Here is a 20692-nt window from a genome sequence, read left to right on the forward strand (position 1 = left end):
GCACCCGTGGGTGCCTTTTTTATTGTTGCGGGCGTTTTTGCGTGAGCCACGCCCGCGGCGGCAGGTTCAGCGCGCGAACAGTCCGCGCAGTCGCTCGACCGCTTCCTCCAGCTTCGGATATGCCGTCGCATACGACACCCGGATGTACGAGCGCGGCGCGTGATTGCCGAAGTCCATGCCGGGCACCAGCACGACGCCCGCATCGTGCAGCATGGCTTTGGTCAGCGCGGCGCTGTCGCCGGCGGCCGCATGCGCCACAGTGTCGCAATTCGCGTAGACGTAGAACGCGCCGTCGGGCATCACCGGGACAGAGAACCCAAGCGATTGGAGCGCCGGTGCAATGAAGTCGCGGCGGCGCTTGAATTCGAGGCGGCGCCCTTCGTAGATCGCGAGCGTGGCCGGCTCGAAGCACGCGAGCGCGGCATGCTGCGCCAGCGCCGACGCACAGATGAACAGATTTTGCGCCAGCTTCTCGAACGCGCCGACCAGCGCAGGCGGCACGACGAGCCAGCCGAGACGCCAGCCGGTCATGTTGAAGTACTTCGAAAAGCTGTTGACGGTGATGACGTCGTCGCCGAACGACAGTGCCGAGACCGGCGGTGCATCGTAGCTGAGCCCCTGATAGATCTCATCGACGATCGTAAAGCCGCCCCGCGCCCGAACCGCATCAACGATGCGCTTGAGTTCCGCGGGCTCGATGGAGGTACCGGTCGGGTTCGACGGCGAGGCCAGCAGCACCCCGCGCGTACGTTCGTTCCACAGCCTCCCGACATCCGCGGCGGTCAACTGGAAGCGCTCGGCCGGCCCGCTCGGAACCAGCACCGGCTTGCCTTCGGCAGCAGCGACAAAGTGGCGGTTGCACGGATAGCACGGGTCGGGCATCAACACTTCGTCGTCACGGTCGACAAGCGCGGCGCAGGCGAGCAGCAGCGCCGCCGAGGCGCCCGCGGTGACCACGATGCGCGCAGGGTCGACGCTGAGGCCATACGACTGCGCGTAATGCCCGGCAATGGCTTCGCGCAGCGCATGCAAGCCGAGTGCATTGGTGTATTGCGTGACGCCGCGGCGCAGTGCGCTCGCGGCGGCTTCGATGACCGGCTCCGGGGCGGTGAAATCGGGTTCGCCGATTCCCATGTGAATGATGTCGCGGCCAGCGCGTTCCAGCTGCGCGGCTTGCTTGGCCAGCTCCATCACGTAGAAAGGCTGGATCGCGTCGACGCGCGCGGCAAGCCGCAGCAACGGTTCGGTCACGGAATTCATACAGTCAGTACACAGCTACGGTAAGGCAGTTTCAGATGCATGGCGGGACGCCTGCCGGCGACTCCCGCGCAACGCGTGACGGCTTAGCGCTTGCGGGCCGCCTGCGTTTCGGCCGCGCGCAATTGCGCCGACAGCTTGTCCAGCACGCCGTTGACGTACTTGTAGCCGTCTGCGCCGCCGAAGGTCTTGGCGAGTTCGACCGCTTCGTTGATGACGACGCGGTATGGAATGTCGACGTGATTCTTCAGTTCGTAGGCCGCGACGAGCAGCACCGCGCGTTCGACCGGCGAGAGCTGGTCGATCGGCCGGTCCAGACACGGCGTGAGGTCGGCGGACAGCGTTTCCGAATCGCGGATCACGCCATGCAGCAGCGCGTCCAGATGCTCGTGATCCGCCTTGTCGAAGCCTTGTGCGCCGCGCAACTGTGCGTCGATCTCACCGCCGGGCGAACCCGACAGCAGCCACTGATACAACCCCTGCGTGGCCAGTTCGCGGGAGCGTCGGCGAGCGCTCTTCATGCCTCGTCCTCTTCTTCGTCCTCGTCTTCTTCGTCGTCATCGCCACCGAGCTGTTCCAGCGCGACGGCGAGATTCGCCATTTCAACGGCGACGCGTGCGGCGTCACGACCCTTTTCGGTCATGCGCGCGACGGCCTGCTCGTCGGTTTCCGTGGTCAGCACGGCATTGGCGACCGGAATGCCGAAGTCGAGCGCGATGCGCGAGATGCCCGCGCCGCTTTCGTTGGACACCAGTTCAAAGTGATACGTCTCGCCGCGGATCACCGCGCCGAGCGCGATCAGCGCGTCGAATTGCGCGCTTTCGGCGAGCTTTTGCAGCGCCAGCGGCACTTCCAGTGCGCCCGGCACCGTGACGAGCAGCACGTCTTCGCCGGTCACGCCAAGCCGTTCGAGTTCTTCGATGCAGGCGTCCGCGAGGCCGTTACAAACGGGTTCGTTAAAGCGTGCCTGGACGATGCCAATGCGCAGGCCGTCACCGTCGAGATTCGGTTGGTATTGTCCGATTTCCATAGTCAGTCCGTAGTGTGTTTGAGTAAGCGCAAGAGCGCGTGAATGGTCGGATCAGCTTTGTGCCGCTTATGACGCCGAAGGCGCCTGGGAATCGCAGCCGGGCATCGGCACGAAGCCCGTGACTTCGAGACCGTAGCCCGACATGCTGCCGAGCTTGCGCGGGTTCGACAGCACCTGCATCTTGCCGACGCCCAGCTCGCGCAGGATCTGCGCGCCGATGCCGTAGGTCTTGAAGTCCACCGGCCGGCGCTTGAGCGCGTCGGTTTTGTCTTTACAGTCGAACGCCTTGAAGACCTCGACCAGATGTTCCTTCGAATCGCCGCAGTTCAGCAGCACGACCACGCCGAGATCGCGTTCCGCGATCTCTTTCATGGCCGCATCGAGCGTCCACGAATGCGCGGATGCGCCGACTTCGAGCAGATCCAGCACCGACAGCGGCTCGTGCACCCGCACCGGGGTTTCGCGCTCCGGCGTGGGGGTGCCGCGCACCAGCGCGATATGCGGCTGGCCGCTCGGCTGGTCGAGGTACATCACCGCGCGGAACGGGCCGTGCGCCGTCTGCATGGTGCGCTCGCAAATGCGCTCGACAATCGATTCGGTGCGGCTGCGGTAGTGAATCAGGTCCGCAATCGTGCCGATCTTCAGGCCGTGCTCCCTGGCGAATTCGACCAGATCCGGCAGGCGCGCCATGGTGCCGTCGTCCTTGATGATCTCGCAGATCACCGCGGCCGGCGTGAGACCCGCCAGCGCCGTGAAATCGCAGCCGGCTTCGGTGTGGCCGGCGCGCACCAGCACGCCACCCGGCTGCGCCATGATCGGGAACACGTGGCCCGGCTGGACGATGTGTTCCGGCCGCGCGTCGTGTGCCACCGCGGCGAGGATGGTGCGAGCGCGATCCGCCGCCGAGATGCCGGTCGTGACGCCTTCCGCCGCTTCGATGCTGACCGTGAACGCGGTGCCGTACTGCGTGCCGTTGCGGTACGTCATGAGCGGCAGGTTGAGCTGCTTGCAACGGTCCTGGGTCAGCGTCAGGCAGACGAGGCCGCGGCCGTAGCGCGCCATGAAGTTGATCGCTTCCGGCGTAGCGAATTCGGCGGCGATGACCAGATCGCCCTCGTTTTCGCGGTCTTCTTCGTCGACGAGAATCACCATCCGGCCGGCTTTCAGTTCCGCGATGATCTCAAGAGTGGAGGCGAGCGTCATGATGGCGAGAATTTCGGGAAAGCGCGTATTTTACGCCACGCGCGGGTCCGCGTCGCCCGTGCCGGATGACATAGGCCAAATGGCACGGTGGCAGGCGCTCGGGACACCGCCGGCGGGCGACGGGTCGCGCCGCCCGGCAGGGCGCAGCGAGGTGCGCCATGAAGAGCGAATGAAGGGCGAATGAAGGGCGAAACGAAGGCCCAAACCAAGGGCCAAACGAAGGGCGGCCCGGCATCCGGCCGGCGTATCAGGCGCTCAGCGCCCGCCTGATACGCCCGAAGCGGGCTCCGAAAACCCGCTCAGCCCGCTGACTGCTTCAGGAATGTGGCCTTGATCGCATCCATTGCGTCCTGCGGCATGCGGTTGCCGTACCGGCTGACCAGTTCGCCGGCTGCACGGTTCGCGAGCCGCGCCGCTTCCAGATGGCTATGGCCCTGCGTGATGCCGTACAGGAAGGCACCTGCGAACATGTCGCCTGCGCCGTTCGTGTCGACGGCCGTGACCTTGTCGGTCGGCACGACCGTGTGGCTGGAATCTTCGATCACGACGCAACCTTGCGGGCCACGCGTCAGACAGACGGTGCCGGCCAGTTTGCCGACCTGTTCGTAGATGGCCGCCAGGTCTTGCGTGCCGCACCAGACTTGCGCTTCTTCCTCGTTGCAGAACAGATAGTCCAGCCGATCGCCGATGATGGCCGTCAGGCCGTCGCGGCAGAACCTGATCATGCTGACGTCGCTCAGCGTGGTGGCGAGCTTCACGCCGGCATCCAGTGCGATCTGCCGGCCTTTCAGCGCGGCCTGCAGGCCGGTGGGCGACGACGCCAGGTAGCCTTCCATGTAGTAGACCCTGGCGCTTTCGATGTCCTGCGGCTGCAGCGCGGTGGCATCCAGCGCGGCGGTCGCGCCGAGGAACGTGCTCATGCTGCGCTCGGCGTCCGGCGTGATCAGGACCGTGCAGCTGCCGGTGACGCCTGCCTGCGGCGGGTTCTGCGTGAGGTTGGTGGCGACGCCGTTGGCGGCCAGGTCCTGGATGTAGAACGCGCCCAGTTCGTCGTCGGCCACGCGGCACGAGTAGAAGGCCTTGCCGCCCAGTTGCGCCAGCGCGACCACCGTATTGCCGGCCGAGCCGCCGCCGCTGCGGTGCGTTTCGATGCCGTGCAGATGGCGCTGCAGTTCAGCGGCCCGGTCGGCGTCGATCAATGTCATGTGACTCTTATCCACGCCCATGGCCTGGAGTTGAGCGTCAGTCACCTTGTATTCGGAGTCCACGAGGGCGTTGCCGATGGCGTAGAGGTCGTAGCGTGTCATCTAACGGAAGTGTGCGTGGGTGGCGGCAAGCAGAGCGACGCGGCGCGTCGCTCCGGGCGGTAACGGCACGCCATGGTCCAAAGTGGAGCAGGCGCGCCCAGCCCGTAGTTTATACGGGTCCATCTGATGCAGTGGCGCCTTTGCGGCCATGCAGCAAAGTTTGTCCGGACCGCGGAGCCTTCAAAGGTCCTTTGCACGATGTGTTCGCGCGGTCGCCATTGCCGTTTGCTTCGCGGCCGGTTTTCGGCTCGGAGAGCGCCGCTCTCAAGCGCGCAGACGCCGCGCTACTGGCGCAGACTCAGGTTGAATCGGTATGTATCACGTTGTGATATATAATGAACCTGAGGCTCGGTCGCCGACAGGCGACGCCCGGTTGGTCGCGCAAGCGGCGACGCTGATAGCGGCTGGCAGCCATGCTTAGGTAGGAAAACGCGTTGGATCAGATCTCGCAGCTAGCCAACGCGTTGAAGGTCGACCTTTTCGAAGTCCAGGGGATGCCTTGAAGATTGCCTCCGAGATGGCGAAGAAATATATCGACACGACGCTTTCGGGTGCCTGTGCCGCCTGAGCACATCTCGTGAAAGGAGATGATCATGAGTTTCGGTCTTTACTGGGTACTGTTCTTTATCGCGTTGCTAGTCTTTGCCGCTATCGGCTTCGGCTTGTCCGCGCTCTTTCCGGAGCAGCGGATCATGCGCGGCTCGCCTGTCGAACACAGTGATAAGCATCACTGACAAAAGGAAGATGCTGGAAGTCGAATTTCGAATGACGCTTCCGTGCCGATCGAAGCACCGTCAGCATGGGACTGGCTCTGCATCTGCGCCACCAGATTTCGCGGACTGCGCCTGTCGCGCCAATCTTCCAGCCCGTTCTTTCGTGTTGCAAAACAAAAATGGCAACGTATTTTTATATCACAATGAAATATAATCATAACAATACGTTGTTTCGTTTCGGGAGGGTTTGACCTTAAGGTGTGAATCCCGTCCCGCGTGACGCGATCCACCAACCTTCCTGGTCAAACCTTGTCCCGCTACGCCGCCATTCGCTGGTTTTCCAGCTTCATTCCCAGTCCTATCGCGGTTCGCTGGCCGGAACGGCTGAGATCCTGTCTCGGCGCGCTGCTTGGCATCGCATTCACCGGCGGGTCGATGCACCTTCTGCTGGGACCGGCTGCGAACATCCCGCTCCTTGTCGCGCCAATGGGCGCCTCGGCCGTGCTGCTGTTCGCGGTTCCCGCGAGTCCGTTGGCGCAGCCGTGGTCCATCCTCGGAGGCAACCTCGTCTCTGCTACGGTCGGTGTCGCGTGTGCAGGCTGGATTGCCGATCCGGTCGGCGCGGCCGCGCTCGCCGTCGCACTGGCCATCTGCCTGATGTTTGCGCTGCGCTGCGTGCATCCCCCTTCAGGCGCGGTGGCGTTGACGGCGGTACTGGGCGGTCCCTCCGTTCATGCCCTGGGCTACCGCTTCGTCGCCGAGCCGATTGCCATCCAGTCTGCGGCGCTGCTGTGCGCGGCCATCGTGTACCACGCCGTCACCGGCCATCGATATCCTCACGTCGCCCAGCAAGGTCCGGGCAAAGGCGCGGCAGGGTCCGAGCCGGCGCCGAGGGAAGGGTTCACGCGTGCGGACCTCGACGCGGTAGTGAAGCGGCGCGGTGAACTGCTGGACATCGACCTCGACGATCTGGAATCGCTGCTGCGCGAAATCGAGTTGCAAGCCTATGCCCGCACGTTCAGCGAACTGACTTGCGCGGACATCATGTCGAGCCCGGTGCTTTCGGTGTCGGTGGTGACGCGGGCGTCGCAAGCGTGGGATCTGTTGCAACAACGCAGTATCAAGGCGCTTCCGGTGATTGACGCAAACCAGTGTGTCGTCGGCATCGTGACCCGTGCTGACCTGATGGACAAACCTGCTTTCGGCAACCTGCCGGTACTACCGCCCCTCGTGTCACGCTGGTTCAGGCGCAGGACGGTGCCGGCGCCACTCGTCGGCGCATTGATGAACCCGGATGTGCAGAGCGTCGGCGTGGCAACGCCTATCGTGGAACTGCTGCCTCTCTTCGCCAACACCGGACATCACCATATCCCGGTACTGGACGCGCAGGAGCGTCTCGCCGGCATGATCACGGAGGCAGATCTGATTGCGGGCCTGTATCGTCAGGCATATGCCGAGCGGCAACACGCAGCCTGATGGCTGACTCTCCCCCACATGCCCGAATACGGACAAACATATCACGACGTGATACAATAATCGCTTTACTCCTTGCTGTGGAGCTCCGATGAAGACACTCGCGCGCGGCTTGACCAAGACGGACTTCGAACAACTGTCCGAGTTTCGCTATCAGATGCGACGCTTTGAGCGCTTTTCCGAGCAGGCCGCTCAGGGTGAAGGTATTACGCCTTTGCAGTATCTGCTGCTGCTGCACATCAAGGGGTATCCGGAGCGTGACTGGGCGACCATCGGCGAGCTTGCCGAACGGCTGCAGGCGCAGCACCACGGCGTGGTCGCGCTCGTGTCCCGTTGTGAGGCGCTCGATCTCGTGCAGCGCAAAGTCAGTGAGACCGATCGACGCCAGGTCGAGGTTCACCTGCTGAAAGCCGGCGAGCAGGTGCTTTCCCGTCTCGCCGAAATGCACCGCGCCGAACTGAAGTCGCTTGAAGGTGCGTTTAACGTTCCCCGGATCGATCTCGAGTAACCATGAATCACGATACGCACAAGCGTGACTTCTCAGCGAATGCGCGGCTTCCAGGTATCTCCCTGCTTGCCGCGGGGATCGGCGCGCTCAGCACGCTCGCGGCCTTCGTGCTGCTGAGTCTGATTCACCTGTTCACCAATCTTTTTTTCTTCGGCGCATTTTCTTTCGCAAACAGGTCGCCGGCACAGAACACGCTAGGCATCTGGGTGATCCTGTTACCGGTCGCGGGCGGCCTGATCGTCGGCCTGATGGCGCGCTACGGCTCGGAGAAAATCCGCGGGCACGGCATTCCCGAAGCCATCGAAGCCATCCTGTTCGGCAAGAGCCGCATGTCGCCCAAAGTGGCCGTGCTCAAGCCTCTGTCGTCCGGCATCGTGATCGGCAGCGGCGGACCGTTCGGTGCCGAAGGCCCGATCATCATGACCGGGGGCGCGCTGGGCTCGCTGATCGCCCAGTGCGTGAAGGTGACCTCGGCAGAGCGCAAGACACTGCTGGTCGCCGGAGCGGCAGCCGGCATGACCGCCGTGTTCGGCACCCCCGTGGCAGCCGTGCTGCTGGCCGTGGAGCTGCTGCTTTTCGAATGGCGGCCGCGCAGCTTTCTGCCGGTCGCGCTGGCCTGCGCGGTCGCCGGGTTTGCGCGCGCGGCATTCTTCGGCACGGGTCCGCTGTTCCCGCTCGAAACGGCCGCGCCTGATGCGCTGTCGCTGGTGTCGTGCGTGATCGCCGGCCTGCTGAGCGGGGCGCTGGCTGCGGGCCTGTCGGCTGCGTTGTACAAAACCGAAGATCTGTTCGGCAGGCTGCCGGTTCACTGGATGTGGTGGCCCGCGCTGGGCGGCCTCGTGGTCGGGATTGGCGGCTTTATCGAACCGCGTGCCCTCGGCGTCGGGTATGACGTCATCGGTGATCTGCTGCATCAGCACATCGTGCTGCAGATTGCTGTCGCAATCCTGATTGTGAAGGCCGTGATCTGGGTAGTCGCGCTCGGCTCCGGAACGTCGGGCGGCGTGCTCGCGCCGCTGCTCATGCTGGGCGCGGGGCTTGGAACCGTGCTCGGCCATGTGCTGCCCGGTGGCGAACCGGCGCTGTGGCCGCTCGTCTGCATGGCCGCCACGCTGGGCGCAACCCTCGGTGCGCCGCTGACGGCGATCGTGTTCGCATTCGGGCTGACGCACGACAGCAATGCGCTCTTGCCGCTGCTCGCCGCCACGCTGGTCGCGCACGGTTTCGCGACCGTGGTGATGCGCCGTTCCATCATGACGGAGAAGATCGCCCGGCGTGGCTATCACATTTACCGTGAATACGGCGTCGATCCGCTCGAGCGCCACTACGTCGACGAGGTGATGTCGCCTTCTGTCGAAACCATCGACGCCGAGATCTCCGTGCGCGACGCACTGGCGAAGTTCTTCGGCCCGGCGCAGACGCACCGCGCCTATCCCGCTGTGCTCAACGGAGCAGTGGCGGGCATGGTCGACCGGGCGCTGCTCGAGCGTTTCCGCGACGCCGGCGCTGGCGCGCCAGGCGACGCCCGGGTGGCCGACGTGCTGCGCGGCAGCACCCCGGTCGTGGCGCTGCCTGGCGAGACTTGCCGGCTCGTTGCAACCCGCCTCGCGGTACACGGTCTTGAACGCCTGCCCGTGGTTGCCGACCGGGAGAGCCAGCGTCTGGTCGGCCTCGTAGCGCGCAGCGATCTGGTCAAGCCGTCACTCGCGTACTTTGAAGAAGAGCACAAGAAAGAGCGGTTCCGGCGCGTGAACTTCAGCCGCGGCACGAAGCGCTTCCCTCCGGTGCGCCGGCCGGGCTGACATGCGTTGCGGCGCCGGCCCGCAGATTGCCTAGCTGGGGCTCACATAGGTATCGCCGACCATCAGGTGCACGATTTCATCGCCATTGGTTTGCTGGACTTGTCGCTCGCCGGCCACTTCGCCGCGTCGCAGCACGACGATGCGGTCGGCAATCGCGAAGATGTCATGCAGATTGTGCGAGATCAGGATCACGGAGACGCCCTGGGCCTTCAGTGTCGCAATCAGTTCCATCACCTTGCGCTGCTCGGGCACGCCGAGCGCAGCGGTGGGCTCGTCCATGATGAGCACGCGCGCGTTCCAGTAAATCGCGCGGCCAATGGCAATGGCCTGGCGCTGGCCGCCTGAGAGCATCTTCACCGGACCGCCGAGTTTGCGCTCCGGAATCACGATATCGAGGCGCTCCAGCACCTCGCGCGCCACCTGCGCCATGCGGGGGCGGTCGATGACCTGGAAGCCGAGTTGGCGGCGCGTCGGCTCCCGTCCGAGGAAGATATTGCTGCCGACATCCAGGTTGTCGGCCAGTGCGAGGTCCTGATAGATCGTCTCGATGCCCTGGGCGCGCGCGTCTTGCGGATCGCGCAACTGCAACGGCGCGCCATCGAACAGCAGTTCGCCCTGATCGGCCCGGTAGACACCCGAAATGATCTTGATCAAGGTCGACTTGCCCGCACCGTTGTCGCCGGCAAGCGCCAGCACTTCGCCCGGCAATAGCTGCAACGACACATGCCTGAGCGCCTCCACGCCGCCAAAGCGGATCGAGACGTCGCGCACCTCGAGGATCGGCGTGCTCATTGGGCGCCTCCAAGACGGTCCTTGTATTGATCGATCAGCACCGACAGGATGATGACGATACCCACCACGATGAATTGCCAGAACGCGTTGACGTCGATGAACACCAGGCCGAACTGGATCACCGCGATGATCAGCGCGCCGATCAGCGTCCCGACCACGTTGCCGGTTCCGCCGAACAGACTCGCGCCGCCGATCACCACCGCGGCGATCGAATCGAGCAGCATGGGCTCGCCGGCGTTGGCGGCCCCCGCGGCAAAGCGCGCGGTATAGATGATCCCACCGACTGCCGCGAAGGCGGCGGCGATGACATACACCGCGAGCAGGTGGCGTTTGACGTTGATACCCGCGCGCATCGCCGATTGCGGATTGCCCCCTATCGCGTAGGTGTACTGGCCGAAGCGGGTCTTCGAAAGCAGCAGATGCATGATGACCAGCAACACGGCAGTGAGTATCACCGGCGTCCAGCCGCTGCCGAGCCAGACGAGTCCCGCGTTGTCCACCGAAACCGTCATGCCGCTGCCGGCGGCGAGAAAGCCTGCGCCCCGCGCGACCCCATACATGCCGAGTGTGCCGATAAAGGCCGGCACGCGCAGCCAGGCAATCAGCACGCCGTTGACGAGTCCTGGAATCAGGCACACCACGAGGGTGAGCGGCAAGGACAGCAGCAGGATCCACGGCGAGCCGCTGCCGAACAACGTGAACTGCGCGACACAGACGGCCGCGAGTCCCATCACGAAGCCGGCCGACAGATCGATGCCGGCGGTGATGATCACGAAGGTCTGGCCGATTGCCAGCAGCAGTGGAGCGGCGGCAGCAAGACCGATTGACTGCAGGTTGTAGGCGTTCAAAAGAAACGAACGATGGGCCGAGATCTGCGCATACGCCTCAAAAAAGGCCAGCAGGACGGCGAGGAACAGCCACGGCCAGAGCCTCGTAATCAGCGCGATCCGGTCGAGACGCGAGTTATCCATGGAGTGATCCGCGTTTATCAGGAATCAGGAGCAGAAGCCGCGTGCGCGGCGGCGCACGCGGGCGGGACGAACTACGCCATCAGCCGCGCTGCGTGGGCTAGTTCGAATAGATGTATTTCTGCATGTCGGGCTGGTCGATATTGTTCTTGTCGAGAACCTCGAAGCCCGTGCTCTTGAGGGTGGGGATCTTCTTGCCGTGAATCACGTCGGCGGCGAACTTGACGCCGTAGTAGCCGATTTCATCGGGGCGCTGAGCAATCGCAATGTCGACGAGGCCGCTTTTGATCTGCTTGTCGATGCCCGGAACCGCGTCGAATACGACCACCTTGACGATGCCTTGCTTGCCTGCCGCCTTCACCCCTTGCGCCGCGCCGCTGCCGGAGAAGGTGTTGGCGCCGAACACGCCGGCGAGATTCGGATTGCGCGCCAGCACCGCGGCGACGTGAGCGGCGGCCTGGTTGGCGTCGTCCTCGTTGTAGAGCGTCTGCAGCACGCTGATGTTCGGATGCTTCTTCATCTCTTCCATGAAGCCCTCGGCGCGCGCGTCGGTGCTCGAGATGCCGGGCTTGTTGTTTTCGCAATAGACCGTGCCCTTGTCGCCAATGGCCTTGGCCAGCGCGCGCGCCGCGACGCGGCCGCCTTCCAGATTGTCCGATGCGATATAGGAGAGCGGGAAGTCCGCGTCACCTTTGCCGGTCTGATAGTGCCCGTCGCCGATATAGGTGTCGACCGTGATGACCTTGATGCCGGCGTCGGCGGCTTCCTTGAGGGGTTGAATGAGCTGCTGCTTGTCGACCGGCGAAATCAGCAGCACGTCAGGATGCTTGGCAATGAACGCCTTGAGGATCGGCACTTGCTCACTGGTGTTCCATTCTTTGGGAACCTGGAATAGCAACTCGACATTCTCTTCCTTGGCGGCCCGTTCGGCGCCGCGATGCATCGTGAAGTAGAACGGATCAACCACGCCGGGCAGGAGTGCAACCACCGGATGCGCGGCATCCGCCTGCGCGAGCCCCGACAGCGAACAGACGATGATCGTTGAGACGGCAACCATACAGCGGGAAACGAATCGCTTCATTTTGTCTTCCTCCAGGTTTGAGTCCGACTTGCGACGCCCGACTTGTTATGCGCGCTCAATGGCGTCGGCAATCGGCTGTTGGGCAGTATAGGCGGGAGCGGTGTCAGTGACTATTGGAATGACAACGCCGGTTGGACTGCAAGCGGCGGCAGGCCGCTGGGATTCGTGCGATGCCGGCACGATGCCCGGCGCATTCCACAGCAAGAAGGGCGTCTGCAAACTATTGGTGTTTCCTATAAAGATGATCGCAAACGGGTCTTGGACACTATAGCTCGGCCGGCGCATTCTTCGTCCATCGGTTCTTTACTCACACCCAGATGGAGCGAAACATGCAAGAAATCATCGACGGCTTCCTGAAGTTTCAGCGCGACGCATTTCCGCAGCGCTCCGAACTTTTCAGGCAGCTCGCTACGAGCCAGCACCCGCGGACCTTGTTCATTTCGTGCTCGGATAGCCGGCTCGTACCCGAACTCGTCACGCAGCGTGAGCCGGGTGACCTGTTCGTGATCCGCAATGCCGGCAACATCGTGCCGTCGTATGGCCCGGAACCGGGCGGTGTGACCGCCACGGTCGAGTATGCAGTCGCCGCGCTTGGCGTGACTGATGTGGTGATCTGCGGTCACTCCGATTGCGGCGCAATGACGGCGATTGCCACCTGCAAGTGCATGGACCACATGCCGGCCGTTCGCAACTGGCTGCATTACGCGGATTCGGCGAAGGTCGTCAACGAGGCGCGTGAGCACAAGAGCGAACGCGACCGGGTCGACTCAATGGTTCGCGAAAACGTGATTGCGCAACTCGCGAACATCAAGACTCACCCCTCGGTGCGGCTCGCGCTCGAACAAGGGCATCTGGCTCTGCACGGCTGGGTGTACGACATTGAAACCGGCTCGATCGATACGCTCGACGGCACGACGAACCGCTTCGTTTCGCTTGCGGACCATCCGCATGCTTGTGCGACGCCAGCACGGCTGAATCTTGCCGCCTGAACCCCTGTTGTCAACTTTCACCTTTCAAGGAACATCGCCATGACGCAATCACAATACAGCCAGGCTCCCCGTGAAGCGCTGACCGACGCAATCATCGACGCGAAGGTGCGCAAGAACCTCACCTTCGAGCAGATCAACGAGGGCACGGGCTTGAGCCTCGCCTTCGTCACCGCCGCGCTGCTCGGCCAGCATCCGCTGCCCGCCGGGGCCGCGAAGGTCGTCGCCGACAAGCTCGAGCTCGGCGAAGACGCGGTTCGCCTGCTGCAGACGATCCCCGTGCGCGGCAGCATTCCGGGCGGCGTGCCGACCGATCCGACGATCTACCGCTTCTATGAAATGGTGCAGATCTACGGTTCGACACTGAAGGCGCTGGTTCATGAGAAGTTTGGCGACGGCATCATCAGCGCAATCAATTTCAAGCTGGACATCAAGAAGGTCGACGATCCGGAAGGCGGCTCGCGTGCGGTGATCACGCTCGACGGCAAGTATCTGCCGACCAGGCCGTTCTGAGGAAACCGCGGAGCTGTTCCTGGAGGAACGGCTCCCGGCCATTTGATTCGGATTGCAGATCATGAAGCGGCGAGCCGTACACCCTCGAGCCTCGGCTCCCAAAGCTTGCGCTTACGAGCGTGGGTAGAGCGTGTCGCGCGGAATGAAGATGTGCGGCTCGAAAGCCGGCAGTATCACGGTCGCGCCTTTAGGCGTCACGCGCACATTGCAGGTCTGATCGAGCCGCTTGCCCTGCCTGTAAATGAACGCGCCCGGGCCACCGTCGCATTCGGCGGTATGTTCGACCACGCGCAGTTCACGCCCGTTAGAAATGGATCTCGTAACAACGAACCCGTCAGCATGGACCGCGGTTACGCCGGCGAGGGCGGCTACTCCGATGACGATTTTCGCGATCTTCATGATGGGCATCTCCGGGTGCGCATGTGTGGTGCAAGGTCTGGCCGCCAGTGGCCAGGAGCCGATGCGAATACAACAATATTAGATTGTGCAGCTTTCAAAAATCCACCGTCGATCAGCCCCGCGCAATTCGCCAAGTATCTGGCCCTCAAAAAAGCGCTTTACGTATATCTGATAAGTCAGATATAGTTCGCATCAGAAACGGAGGTATCAGTTATGAGCGACTATCCTGAAGATATTTTCTTGCCGGTCCAACGCATCACCTTTGCGCTGAGTAAGGCCCGTCACCTGCTCACGACGGAAATGGACGGCGCGCTGGTGGGCACGGGCCTGCGCAGTTCGCACGTCGGCGCGCTGTTGCTCCTGTCGCTGGGCATTGCGTGCTCGTCGGTCGAGTTGTCCAGACTGCTGGGCGTCGATCCGGCATTCATCACACGAGTGGTCGACCGTCTGGAAAGGCAGGGGCTCGTGCATCGGGATCGCGATCGTCCGGACCGGCGGGTGGTCAAGTTGACGTTGACCGAAGCCGGTCGGGACGCCGCTGCACGGATCGCGGATATCGTGCCGGAAGTGATGAACCAGCGTCTGTCGAGCTTTACACCGCTGGAATTCGCGACCTTGTGCCGTCTCGTCACCAAGCTGCTGGATGAATGAGACTTTTTTTTAACCAGATATCTGACACATCAGATACTCGGCAACGGCCTGGCGGTAACCAGCCGTCAAGCCTCTTAAAGGACGCAACATGAACCCGCCAAAAAACGCGAGCGCTCCCGCGCCATTGACTGGCTGGCAGTTCGGATTGGGCACGTTTGCCGTGGCGCTGGCCACCTTCATGAATGTGCTGGACTCGTCGATCGCCAACGTCGCGATCCCGACGCTGTCCGGCGACCTGGGCGTGTCGGTCGACGAAGGCACATGGGTCATCACGCTGTTCGCCGCGGCCAACGCGGTGGCGATTCCGCTGACCGGCTGGCTCACGCAGCGGGTCGGGCAGGTGAAGCTTTTCGTGGCCGCCATTCTGCTGTTCGTGGTGTCCTCCGCGGTATGCGGCCTTGCACCGACCTTGCCCTTGCTGCTCGTGGCCCGGGTCGTGCAAGGCGCGGTGGCGGGGCCGCTGGTGCCGCTGTCGCAAGCGCTCCTGCTCAGCTCGTTTCCCCGGGAAAAAAGTTCGAGCGCGCTGTCGCTGTGGGCGATGACCGCCACGGTCGGGCCGATCGCCGGGCCGGCGCTCGGCGGCTGGATCACGGACAACTACAGCTGGTCGTGGATCTTCTACATCAACGTGCCCGTCGGCCTGTTTGCCGCCGCGGTGGTCTGGGCGCTCTACCACAAGCGCGAAACCCCGTCGCGCAAGCTGCCGGTCGACAAGGTGGGGCTGCTCTCGCTGATCGTCTGGGTGGGCGCGCTGCAGATCATGCTCGACAAGGGTAAAGACCTCGACTGGTTCAACTCGCCGGTGATCTGGGCGCTCACGATCGTCGCGCTGGTCGCGTTCCTGTTCTTCCTGATCTGGGAGTTGACCGACGCCAGGCCGATCGTCGATCTGCGTCTGTTCAAGGGACGCAATTTTCTGGGCGGCACCATCGCGATATCGGTCGGCTACGCGGTCTTTTTCGCCAACCTCGTGATCCTCCCCACGTGGATTCAGGAATACCTGGGCTACCGGGCGGTCGACGCCGGGCTGGTGACCGCGCCGCTCGGCATCTTCGCCGTGATCCTTGCGCCGGTGATGGGCAAGATCATGCCGAAATCGGACACGCGGGTGCTGGCGACGCTTGCCTTCCTCTGCTTTGCGGGCGTGTTCCTGATGCGCTCGTGGTACACGACCGACGTGGACGTATACACGCTCGTTCTGCCGACGCTGCTGCAAGGCATTCCGATGGCGCTCTTCTTCACGCCGCTTACGGCGATCGTTCTGTCGGGTTTGCCGCCGGAGAAGATTCCGGCCGCCGCGGGTCTGTCGAATTTTGCGCGGATCTTCGCCGGCGCGGCGGGCACCTCGCTGATGAGCACCATCTGGAACGACCGGACGATCCAGCACCATTCGCAGCTCGCCGAACAGACCAGTTTGACCAATCCGGGCTACGTCCACGCGCTGGCCGGTATTCAGACGACGCTGCACGCGAGTCTCTTCAAGGCCCAGGCCTTTTTCGAAACACAGCTGAGCGCGCAGGCGTCGATGCTCGGGCTGAACGATGTGTTCTGGCTGTCGGCGGTGATCTTTATTGTGATCATTCCGCTCATCTGGATCACCAAGCCCAGCAAGGACGGCGCGAAGGCCGCAGCGGGCGCGGGCGGTCACTGAGCGCGAGGCAAAGGGCGCGTCGCTCAACGGGGAAGAAACTGAAAAAATTTTCTTGCCAGAATCTGACTTTGCAGTTATTGTTAGAGTCATACACGATGAGGACGCGCCATGAAGCACTACACACCCGAAAGTTTTTCGCTGACGCAAAGCGTCGGGTTTTTGCTGACCAAGGCTCGCAACCTGATCACCGCGGAAATGGACACGGCCCTCAAGGACCTCGACATCACCGGCCCGCAGATGGGCATTCTCCTCGCGATGCAACGCGGCCTTGCTGCCACGCCGTTCGAGCTCTCGAAGATGTTGTCGGTCGACACCGGACTGATGACGCGGATGCTGGACAAGCTGGAAACGAAGGGCTTGCTGGAACGTTCGCGCAGCGTCGATGACCGCCGGGTGGTCAATCTGGTGCTGACAAAGAAGGGCGAAGAAACTGCAGGCGAGATTCCGAATATCGCGCCGGAAGTGTTGAACGCGCGGTTGAGGAAATTCACGAAGGCGGAGTTCGAAGAGTTGTGCCGCCTGCTTAACAAGTTCAACGGAGAGTGAGCGCCGTCGCGCTCCTTTTTTTAATCATTAATCTGACAGGTCAGAAAATGAAAGCGCAGATTACTAAATCCACCAGCGGTGTCCGCGCAATGCAAGCGGGGCTGTCGGTGATCATGGTGGCGGTCCTCTCGGCCTGCGTGAACTACGCGGGCATCCACAGCGACCAGCAGATGGCCGAGCCGCAACAGTTCCAGACGACGCAAAGCCTGCCGGCCGAAAGCGGTCACTGGCCGGCGCCCGACTGGGCCGACCAGTTCGGCGACGCGCAACTGAAGGCTCTGATCGACGAAGCACTCAAGGATAGCCCGAGCATTGCGCAGGCGCGTGCCCGTATCGCGGGTGCGCAAGCCTATGCGGATACCGCGAAGGCCAGCACGTTGCCGCGCGTGGATGCGAGTTACTCGCTGACGCGCCAGCAGTTCAGCGGCACCTCGGAAATCCCGCCGCCCTATGCGGGTACCTGGCAAACGCAGAACAGCGCGTTGTTGAGCCTTTCATACGATCTCGATCTGTGGGGCAAGAATCGCGAAACGCTGAAGGCGGCGGTTTCGCAGGTGCAGGCCAGCGAGGCCGACGCGGAAGTCGTCAAGCTCACCCTCACGACCGCGGTTGCCCGCACCTATAACCAGCTTGCGCGGCTTTACGTGCTGCACGATATCGCCCAGCAGGAAGTGGAGCGACGCGAGCAGATCGACCGCATCACGGCCGGGCGTATCGCGACCGGGCTCGATACCCAGGTCGAGCGCAAGACGGCGCAGGCGAATCTCGCGAGCGCCCGCTCAGCGCTCGCCGCGCTCGACGGCAGCATCCTGACGACGCGCTATCAGCTGGCCGCGCTCTTGGGCGAAGGCCCGGACCGCGGACTCGCGATCGCCCGGCCCGCGCTGGGTGTCGGCGACGAAGTGCGCCTGCCGGACAACCTGCCCGCCGACCTCGTGAGCCGCCGTCCGGACATCGTCGCGGCCCGCTGGCGCGTCGATGCGATCACGCACGAAGTGAAGGAAGCGAAGGCCGAGTTCTACCCTGACATCAATCTGAGCGCGGCGATCGGCCTCGACTCGTTCGGCTTCGGCCGCTTCCTGACGGCGGCGAGCCGTACGGCCAATGCCGGCCCGGCAATCCATCTGCCGATCTTCGATGCGGGCGAGCTGCGCGCGCAATTGAGGGGCCGTTACGCCGATTTCGACGACGCCGTCGCGACCTACAACCAGACGCTGATCGGCGCCTTGAGCGGGGTGGCGACGCAACTCGCGCAGATCCGTTCGAGCGACGTGCAGCTTGGCGATGCGCAAGTCGCGCAGCAAGCCGCGCGCGAGGCCGACGATCTGGCCGTCACGCAATACAAGGGCGGCCTGACGAACCAGCTGACCGTGCTCAACGCCGACATGAACACGCTGCAGGCCGATCAGGCCGTCGCCAATCTGCTGATGGACCGGCGCGACCAGCAGATCGCGCTCGCCTCGGCGCTCGGCGGCGGCTATGTCGATACGTCGTCCGATGCACCCCGCAGTGCGGCTTTAGCTGCGCCTTCCAACTCCGTCGCCGCCCGTTGAACCGGCACGTTTGCAAACTCTCTGGTGAATTGACATGAGCGATACCATCAAGGCTGACCGCACGAACGCGGACGCCGCACAATCGAACCAAAAAGGTACCCAGGATCGCCCCGCCGGAACCGCGCCGAACGCGCCGCCGCCCGGCGCCTCCGGCAAGCGCAGGCTCTGGCTCGCGCTGCTGGGTATCGGCGTGGTGGTCGCGGGTGCTGCGTATGGCGCGTACTACTTCACGTATGGGCAATATCACGAGTCGACCGACGACGCGTACGTCAACGGCAATCTCGTCCAGCTCACGCCGCAGGTGACCGGCACGGTCAACGCGGTCAACACGGACGACACGCAGATCGTGAAAGTGGGCGACCCGGTCGTCACGCTGGACCCGGCCGATTCGCGGATCGCGCTGCTGAACGCCGAGGCGGCGCTCGGCCAGGCCGTGCGCCGGGTGAGCACGCTCTATGTGAACAACAGCTACTACGCGGCCAACGTCGCGCAGCGCGAGTCGGACCTGGCCCGCGCGCAGGACGATCTGAAGCGCCGTGTCGCGGTGGCCAACACCGGCGCGGTGTCGACAGAAGATATCTCGCATGCCCGCGAGGCGGTGGCCTCCGCCGAGGCGTCGCTCGACGCCGCTCGCCAGCAGGCGCAATCGAACCGTGCGCTGACCGACCGCACGTCGGTCGAGCAGCATCCGGACGTGCAGGCCGCCGCCGCCAAGGTGCGCGACGCCTACCTCAACTACGCGCGCAATACGCTGCCCGCGCCGGTGACGGGCTACGTCGCGCAGCGCTCGGTGCAGGTCGGCGAACGCGTCGGACCGGGCACGCCGCTGATGTCGATCGTGCCGCTCGACGGCGTGTGGGTCGATGCGAACTTCAAGGAAGTGCAACTGCGCCGGATGCGCATCGGTGAGCCGGTCACGATGACGGCGGACGTCTACGGTTCAGGCGTCAAGTTCCACGGACGGGTGATCGGCTTCTCAGCGGGTACGGGCAGCGCGTTCGCCACCTTGCCGGCGCAGAACGCGACCGGCAACTGGATCAAGATCGTGCAGCGCCTGCCGGTCCGTATCCAGCTCGACCAGAAGGAACTGGAGGCCCATCCGCTGCGCATTGGCCTGTCGATGCAGGTCGACGCCGACACGCGTGACGATTCCGGCACGCAGCTCGGCGCCGCGGTGAACACGACCTATCACACCGATGTGTTTGCGCAGTACGGCGAGCAAGCCGATGCGGAGATCGCGAAGATCATCGAGCAGAACGAGATGGAAGCGCAGGCGAAGACGGCCAGGCCGGCTGCAACGAAGGTGGCGATGGGAAATTGAGCGGCCACCTGGGTCATCGGGGCTGACGGTAACCGACCACTTATCTGTCTGACAAGCTACTGGTCGTCATGTTAGGCAATGTACGAACGTCGACTACTATCGCGGGCCCTTGCTGAGCGACGGGAGTGGTCGTGACGTGCTGGAGGAACTGAAGCACCGATACGCCCTCTACAGACATGAGGAAGGCACTGGTGTCGAGCGCGGCTGCGCACTGTTGTCGCTCACCATGGATGATGTGATTGCCTGTCGGAGGTTCTTGCAGCGGCCGGTACTGTGGGAACGCTGGATTGGACCATCGCGGCCGCCCCGGAGTATTGAGGGGCGGCCGTTCGCTGGCCTGCTGTCAGCCTGCTCAGCACCAGGCCGACTACTGCGACACAAGATTAGCTGCAATCCGCCATCGCGTTATAACGCGAGTGGAAACGGTTTTAGCTGCCGAGCGTTGTGGGGCAGAGGATTGCGGAGGACATTGCGTACACGACGTAGCGGCGAGCCGACCGGTTCAGATTTATTTGAATTACTTAGGATTACTGGTTGGCAGGGCAGAGGCCGGAGAAGGCGAGGGTAGTATGATTTATTCATCATGCATCGATTAGTGGCGTATCACCTAATCTCATCCCAATAAATAGAGAAGGCGCTATTTATCCTGATTTGACTGAATCGTTGGAAATTCCAGACGGTCTCGGAGAGTTGATTTGACGTTTATCGCGCCGTGATTTCTAAATTGCGAACTTGCCCGGAATTGCGAATGCGACGCGTAGCTGGGAGTCGCCGCGGTTTCACCTGTTCCTCTCAATGAATTGGTATGCGTATGAATGCTGCGACCCAGTCTCTGACGGATGCGTTGAGTCATCCGGGCGCGCGCCTGACCCAGCGTCTACGCTTCTGGCTCGGCACGCTCGATCTCGGCCTCGACGTGCTCGACTTCAAGGTACGCG

Annotated in this window: 20 protein-coding genes; 11 read left to right on the forward strand and 9 right to left on the reverse strand. The window is 63.3% G+C overall.

Annotation, left to right across the window (positions count from 1 at the left end; translation table 11 throughout):
- Positions 1-66: 66 nt before the first annotated feature.
- The 5 genes from VGH41_RS01165 to VGH41_RS01185 form a co-directional block, all read right to left on the reverse strand.
- Entirely contained in the window at positions 67-1260 is a 1194-nt protein-coding gene (locus VGH41_RS01165; RefSeq protein ID WP_331595466.1) for a pyridoxal phosphate-dependent aminotransferase, read from the reverse strand.
- An 83-nt stretch (positions 1261-1343) separates the two neighbouring features.
- Positions 1344-1778 carry a transcription antitermination factor NusB gene (gene nusB / locus VGH41_RS01170; protein WP_331595467.1) on the reverse strand — a complete coding sequence of 145 codons (435 nt, stop codon included), beginning with the start codon at positions 1776-1778 and terminating at the stop codon, positions 1344-1346.
- A complete protein-coding gene (ribH, locus tag VGH41_RS01175) occupies positions 1775-2287 on the reverse strand; it encodes a 6,7-dimethyl-8-ribityllumazine synthase (protein WP_331595468.1) in 513 nt (170 codons plus the stop codon). The genes nusB and ribH overlap by 4 nt, the downstream gene beginning before the upstream one ends.
- 66 nt (positions 2288-2353) lie before the next feature.
- Positions 2354-3490, reverse strand: a complete 1137-nt coding sequence (ribBA, locus tag VGH41_RS01180; protein WP_331595469.1) for a bifunctional 3,4-dihydroxy-2-butanone-4-phosphate synthase/GTP cyclohydrolase II — start codon at positions 3488-3490, stop codon at positions 2354-2356.
- 299 nt (positions 3491-3789) lie between these two features.
- The gene (locus VGH41_RS01185) at positions 3790-4797 is read right to left on the reverse strand and encodes an adenosine kinase (RefSeq protein ID WP_331595470.1); all 1008 of its coding nucleotides are present in this window, start codon (positions 4795-4797) and stop codon (positions 3790-3792) included.
- 593 nt (positions 4798-5390) lie between these two features.
- Here VGH41_RS01185 and VGH41_RS01190 point away from each other — a divergent pair.
- From VGH41_RS01190 to VGH41_RS01205, 4 genes are all read left to right on the forward strand, one after another.
- Positions 5391-5531 (forward strand): hypothetical protein, encoded by a 141-nt coding sequence (locus VGH41_RS01190; RefSeq protein ID WP_331595471.1) that lies wholly within the window; start codon positions 5391-5393, stop codon positions 5529-5531.
- Between the two features lie 288 nt (positions 5532-5819).
- Positions 5820-6986: an HPP family protein gene (locus VGH41_RS01195; RefSeq protein WP_331595472.1), complete on the forward strand. Its 1167-nt coding sequence runs from the start codon at positions 5820-5822 to the stop codon at positions 6984-6986.
- An 88-nt stretch (positions 6987-7074) separates the two neighbouring features.
- Positions 7075-7491, forward strand: coding sequence for a helix-turn-helix domain-containing protein (locus tag VGH41_RS01200; RefSeq protein WP_331595473.1), 417 nt, complete (start codon positions 7075-7077; stop codon positions 7489-7491).
- 2 nt (positions 7492-7493) lie between these two features.
- Positions 7494-9293, forward strand: a complete 1800-nt coding sequence (locus VGH41_RS01205) for a chloride channel protein (protein WP_331595474.1) — start codon at positions 7494-7496, stop codon at positions 9291-9293.
- Between the two features lie 30 nt (positions 9294-9323).
- Here VGH41_RS01205 and VGH41_RS01210 read toward each other — a convergent pair whose 3' ends face one another.
- From VGH41_RS01210 to VGH41_RS01220, 3 genes are all read right to left on the reverse strand, one after another.
- Complete coding sequence (locus VGH41_RS01210) at positions 9324-10085, reverse strand: ATP-binding cassette domain-containing protein (RefSeq protein ID WP_331595475.1); 762 nt, start codon at positions 10083-10085, stop codon at positions 9324-9326.
- Positions 10082-11056 (reverse strand): ABC transporter permease subunit, encoded by a 975-nt coding sequence (locus VGH41_RS01215; RefSeq protein ID WP_331595476.1) that lies wholly within the window; start codon positions 11054-11056, stop codon positions 10082-10084. The genes VGH41_RS01210 and VGH41_RS01215 overlap by 4 nt, the downstream gene beginning before the upstream one ends.
- A gap of 97 nt (positions 11057-11153) precedes the next feature.
- A complete protein-coding gene (locus VGH41_RS01220; protein ID WP_331595477.1) occupies positions 11154-12134 on the reverse strand; it encodes an ABC transporter substrate-binding protein in 981 nt (326 codons plus the stop codon).
- 329 nt (positions 12135-12463) lie between these two features.
- Here VGH41_RS01220 and VGH41_RS01225 point away from each other — a divergent pair, with 329 nt between their 5' ends.
- Both VGH41_RS01225 and cynS read left to right on the forward strand, forming a co-directional pair.
- Entirely contained in the window at positions 12464-13123 is a 660-nt protein-coding gene (locus VGH41_RS01225; RefSeq protein WP_331595478.1) for a carbonic anhydrase, read from the forward strand.
- 39 nt (positions 13124-13162) lie between these two features.
- The gene (gene cynS, locus VGH41_RS01230; protein WP_331595479.1) at positions 13163-13633 is read left to right on the forward strand and encodes a cyanase; all 471 of its coding nucleotides are present in this window, start codon (positions 13163-13165) and stop codon (positions 13631-13633) included.
- Positions 13634-13744: 111 nt separating this feature from the next.
- On the opposite strand, the gene VGH41_RS01235 is transcribed toward cynS, so the two are convergent.
- On the reverse strand, positions 13745-14032 hold the full coding sequence (locus tag VGH41_RS01235) for a hypothetical protein (protein WP_331595480.1): 288 nt from the start codon (positions 14030-14032) through the stop codon (positions 13745-13747).
- Positions 14033-14245: 213 nt separating this feature from the next.
- Here VGH41_RS01235 and VGH41_RS01240 point away from each other — a divergent pair, with 213 nt between their 5' ends.
- The 5 genes from VGH41_RS01240 to VGH41_RS01260 all read left to right on the forward strand — a co-directional run bounded on the left by VGH41_RS01240 (position 14246) and on the right by VGH41_RS01260 (position 19754).
- A complete protein-coding gene (locus VGH41_RS01240; protein WP_331595481.1) occupies positions 14246-14683 on the forward strand; it encodes a MarR family winged helix-turn-helix transcriptional regulator in 438 nt (145 codons plus the stop codon).
- Positions 14684-14771: 88 nt separating this feature from the next.
- Positions 14772-16334, forward strand: coding sequence for a DHA2 family efflux MFS transporter permease subunit (locus tag VGH41_RS01245; protein ID WP_331595482.1), 1563 nt, complete (start codon positions 14772-14774; stop codon positions 16332-16334).
- A 108-nt stretch (positions 16335-16442) separates the two neighbouring features.
- Positions 16443-16880 (forward strand): MarR family transcriptional regulator, encoded by a 438-nt coding sequence (locus VGH41_RS01250; protein ID WP_331595483.1) that lies wholly within the window; start codon positions 16443-16445, stop codon positions 16878-16880.
- Positions 16881-16927: 47 nt separating this feature from the next.
- Positions 16928-18433: an efflux transporter outer membrane subunit gene (locus VGH41_RS01255; protein WP_331595484.1), complete on the forward strand. Its 1506-nt coding sequence runs from the start codon at positions 16928-16930 to the stop codon at positions 18431-18433.
- Between the two features lie 34 nt (positions 18434-18467).
- Positions 18468-19754, forward strand: coding sequence for an HlyD family efflux transporter periplasmic adaptor subunit (locus VGH41_RS01260; protein WP_331595485.1), 1287 nt, complete (start codon positions 18468-18470; stop codon positions 19752-19754).
- Positions 19755-20692: the final 938 nt, after the last annotated feature.

Origin of the sequence: Paraburkholderia sp. (assembly GCF_036488795.1) — a bacterium.
GTDB lineage: Bacteria > Pseudomonadota > Gammaproteobacteria > Burkholderiales > Burkholderiaceae > Paraburkholderia.

Bases quoted from the DNA above. Each gene is read 5' to 3' on its own strand.
- VGH41_RS01200 (WP_331595473.1), top strand. From the start codon at position 7,075: ATGAAGACACTCGCGCGCGGCTTGACCAAGACGGACTTCGAACAACTG.
- VGH41_RS01260 (WP_331595485.1), top strand. From the start codon at position 18,468: ATGAGCGATACCATCAAGGCTGACCGCACGAACGCGGACGCCGCACAA.
- VGH41_RS01225 (WP_331595478.1), top strand. From the start codon at position 12,464: ATGCAAGAAATCATCGACGGCTTCCTGAAGTTTCAGCGCGACGCATTT.
- VGH41_RS01210 (WP_331595475.1), bottom strand. From the start codon at position 10,085: ATGAGCACGCCGATCCTCGAGGTGCGCGACGTCTCGATCCGCTTTGGC.
- VGH41_RS01250 (WP_331595483.1), top strand. From the start codon at position 16,443: ATGAAGCACTACACACCCGAAAGTTTTTCGCTGACGCAAAGCGTCGGG.
- cynS (WP_331595479.1), top strand. From the start codon at position 13,163: ATGACGCAATCACAATACAGCCAGGCTCCCCGTGAAGCGCTGACCGAC.
- VGH41_RS01205 (WP_331595474.1), top strand. From the start codon at position 7,494: ATGAATCACGATACGCACAAGCGTGACTTCTCAGCGAATGCGCGGCTT.
- ribH (WP_331595468.1), bottom strand. From the start codon at position 2,287: ATGGAAATCGGACAATACCAACCGAATCTCGACGGTGACGGCCTGCGC.
- VGH41_RS01245 (WP_331595482.1), top strand. From the start codon at position 14,772: ATGAACCCGCCAAAAAACGCGAGCGCTCCCGCGCCATTGACTGGCTGG.
- VGH41_RS01165 (WP_331595466.1), bottom strand. From the start codon at position 1,260: ATGAATTCCGTGACCGAACCGTTGCTGCGGCTTGCCGCGCGCGTCGAC.
- VGH41_RS01190 (WP_331595471.1), top strand. From the start codon at position 5,391: ATGAGTTTCGGTCTTTACTGGGTACTGTTCTTTATCGCGTTGCTAGTC.
- VGH41_RS01215 (WP_331595476.1), bottom strand. From the start codon at position 11,056: ATGGATAACTCGCGTCTCGACCGGATCGCGCTGATTACGAGGCTCTGG.
- ribBA (WP_331595469.1), bottom strand. From the start codon at position 3,490: ATGACGCTCGCCTCCACTCTTGAGATCATCGCGGAACTGAAAGCCGGC.
- VGH41_RS01255 (WP_331595484.1), top strand. From the start codon at position 16,928: ATGAAAGCGCAGATTACTAAATCCACCAGCGGTGTCCGCGCAATGCAA.
- nusB (WP_331595467.1), bottom strand. From the start codon at position 1,778: ATGAAGAGCGCTCGCCGACGCTCCCGCGAACTGGCCACGCAGGGGTTG.
- VGH41_RS01220 (WP_331595477.1), bottom strand. From the start codon at position 12,134: ATGAAGCGATTCGTTTCCCGCTGTATGGTTGCCGTCTCAACGATCATC.
- VGH41_RS01185 (WP_331595470.1), bottom strand. From the start codon at position 4,797: ATGACACGCTACGACCTCTACGCCATCGGCAACGCCCTCGTGGACTCC.
- VGH41_RS01240 (WP_331595481.1), top strand. From the start codon at position 14,246: ATGAGCGACTATCCTGAAGATATTTTCTTGCCGGTCCAACGCATCACC.
- VGH41_RS01235 (WP_331595480.1), bottom strand. From the start codon at position 14,032: ATGAAGATCGCGAAAATCGTCATCGGAGTAGCCGCCCTCGCCGGCGTA.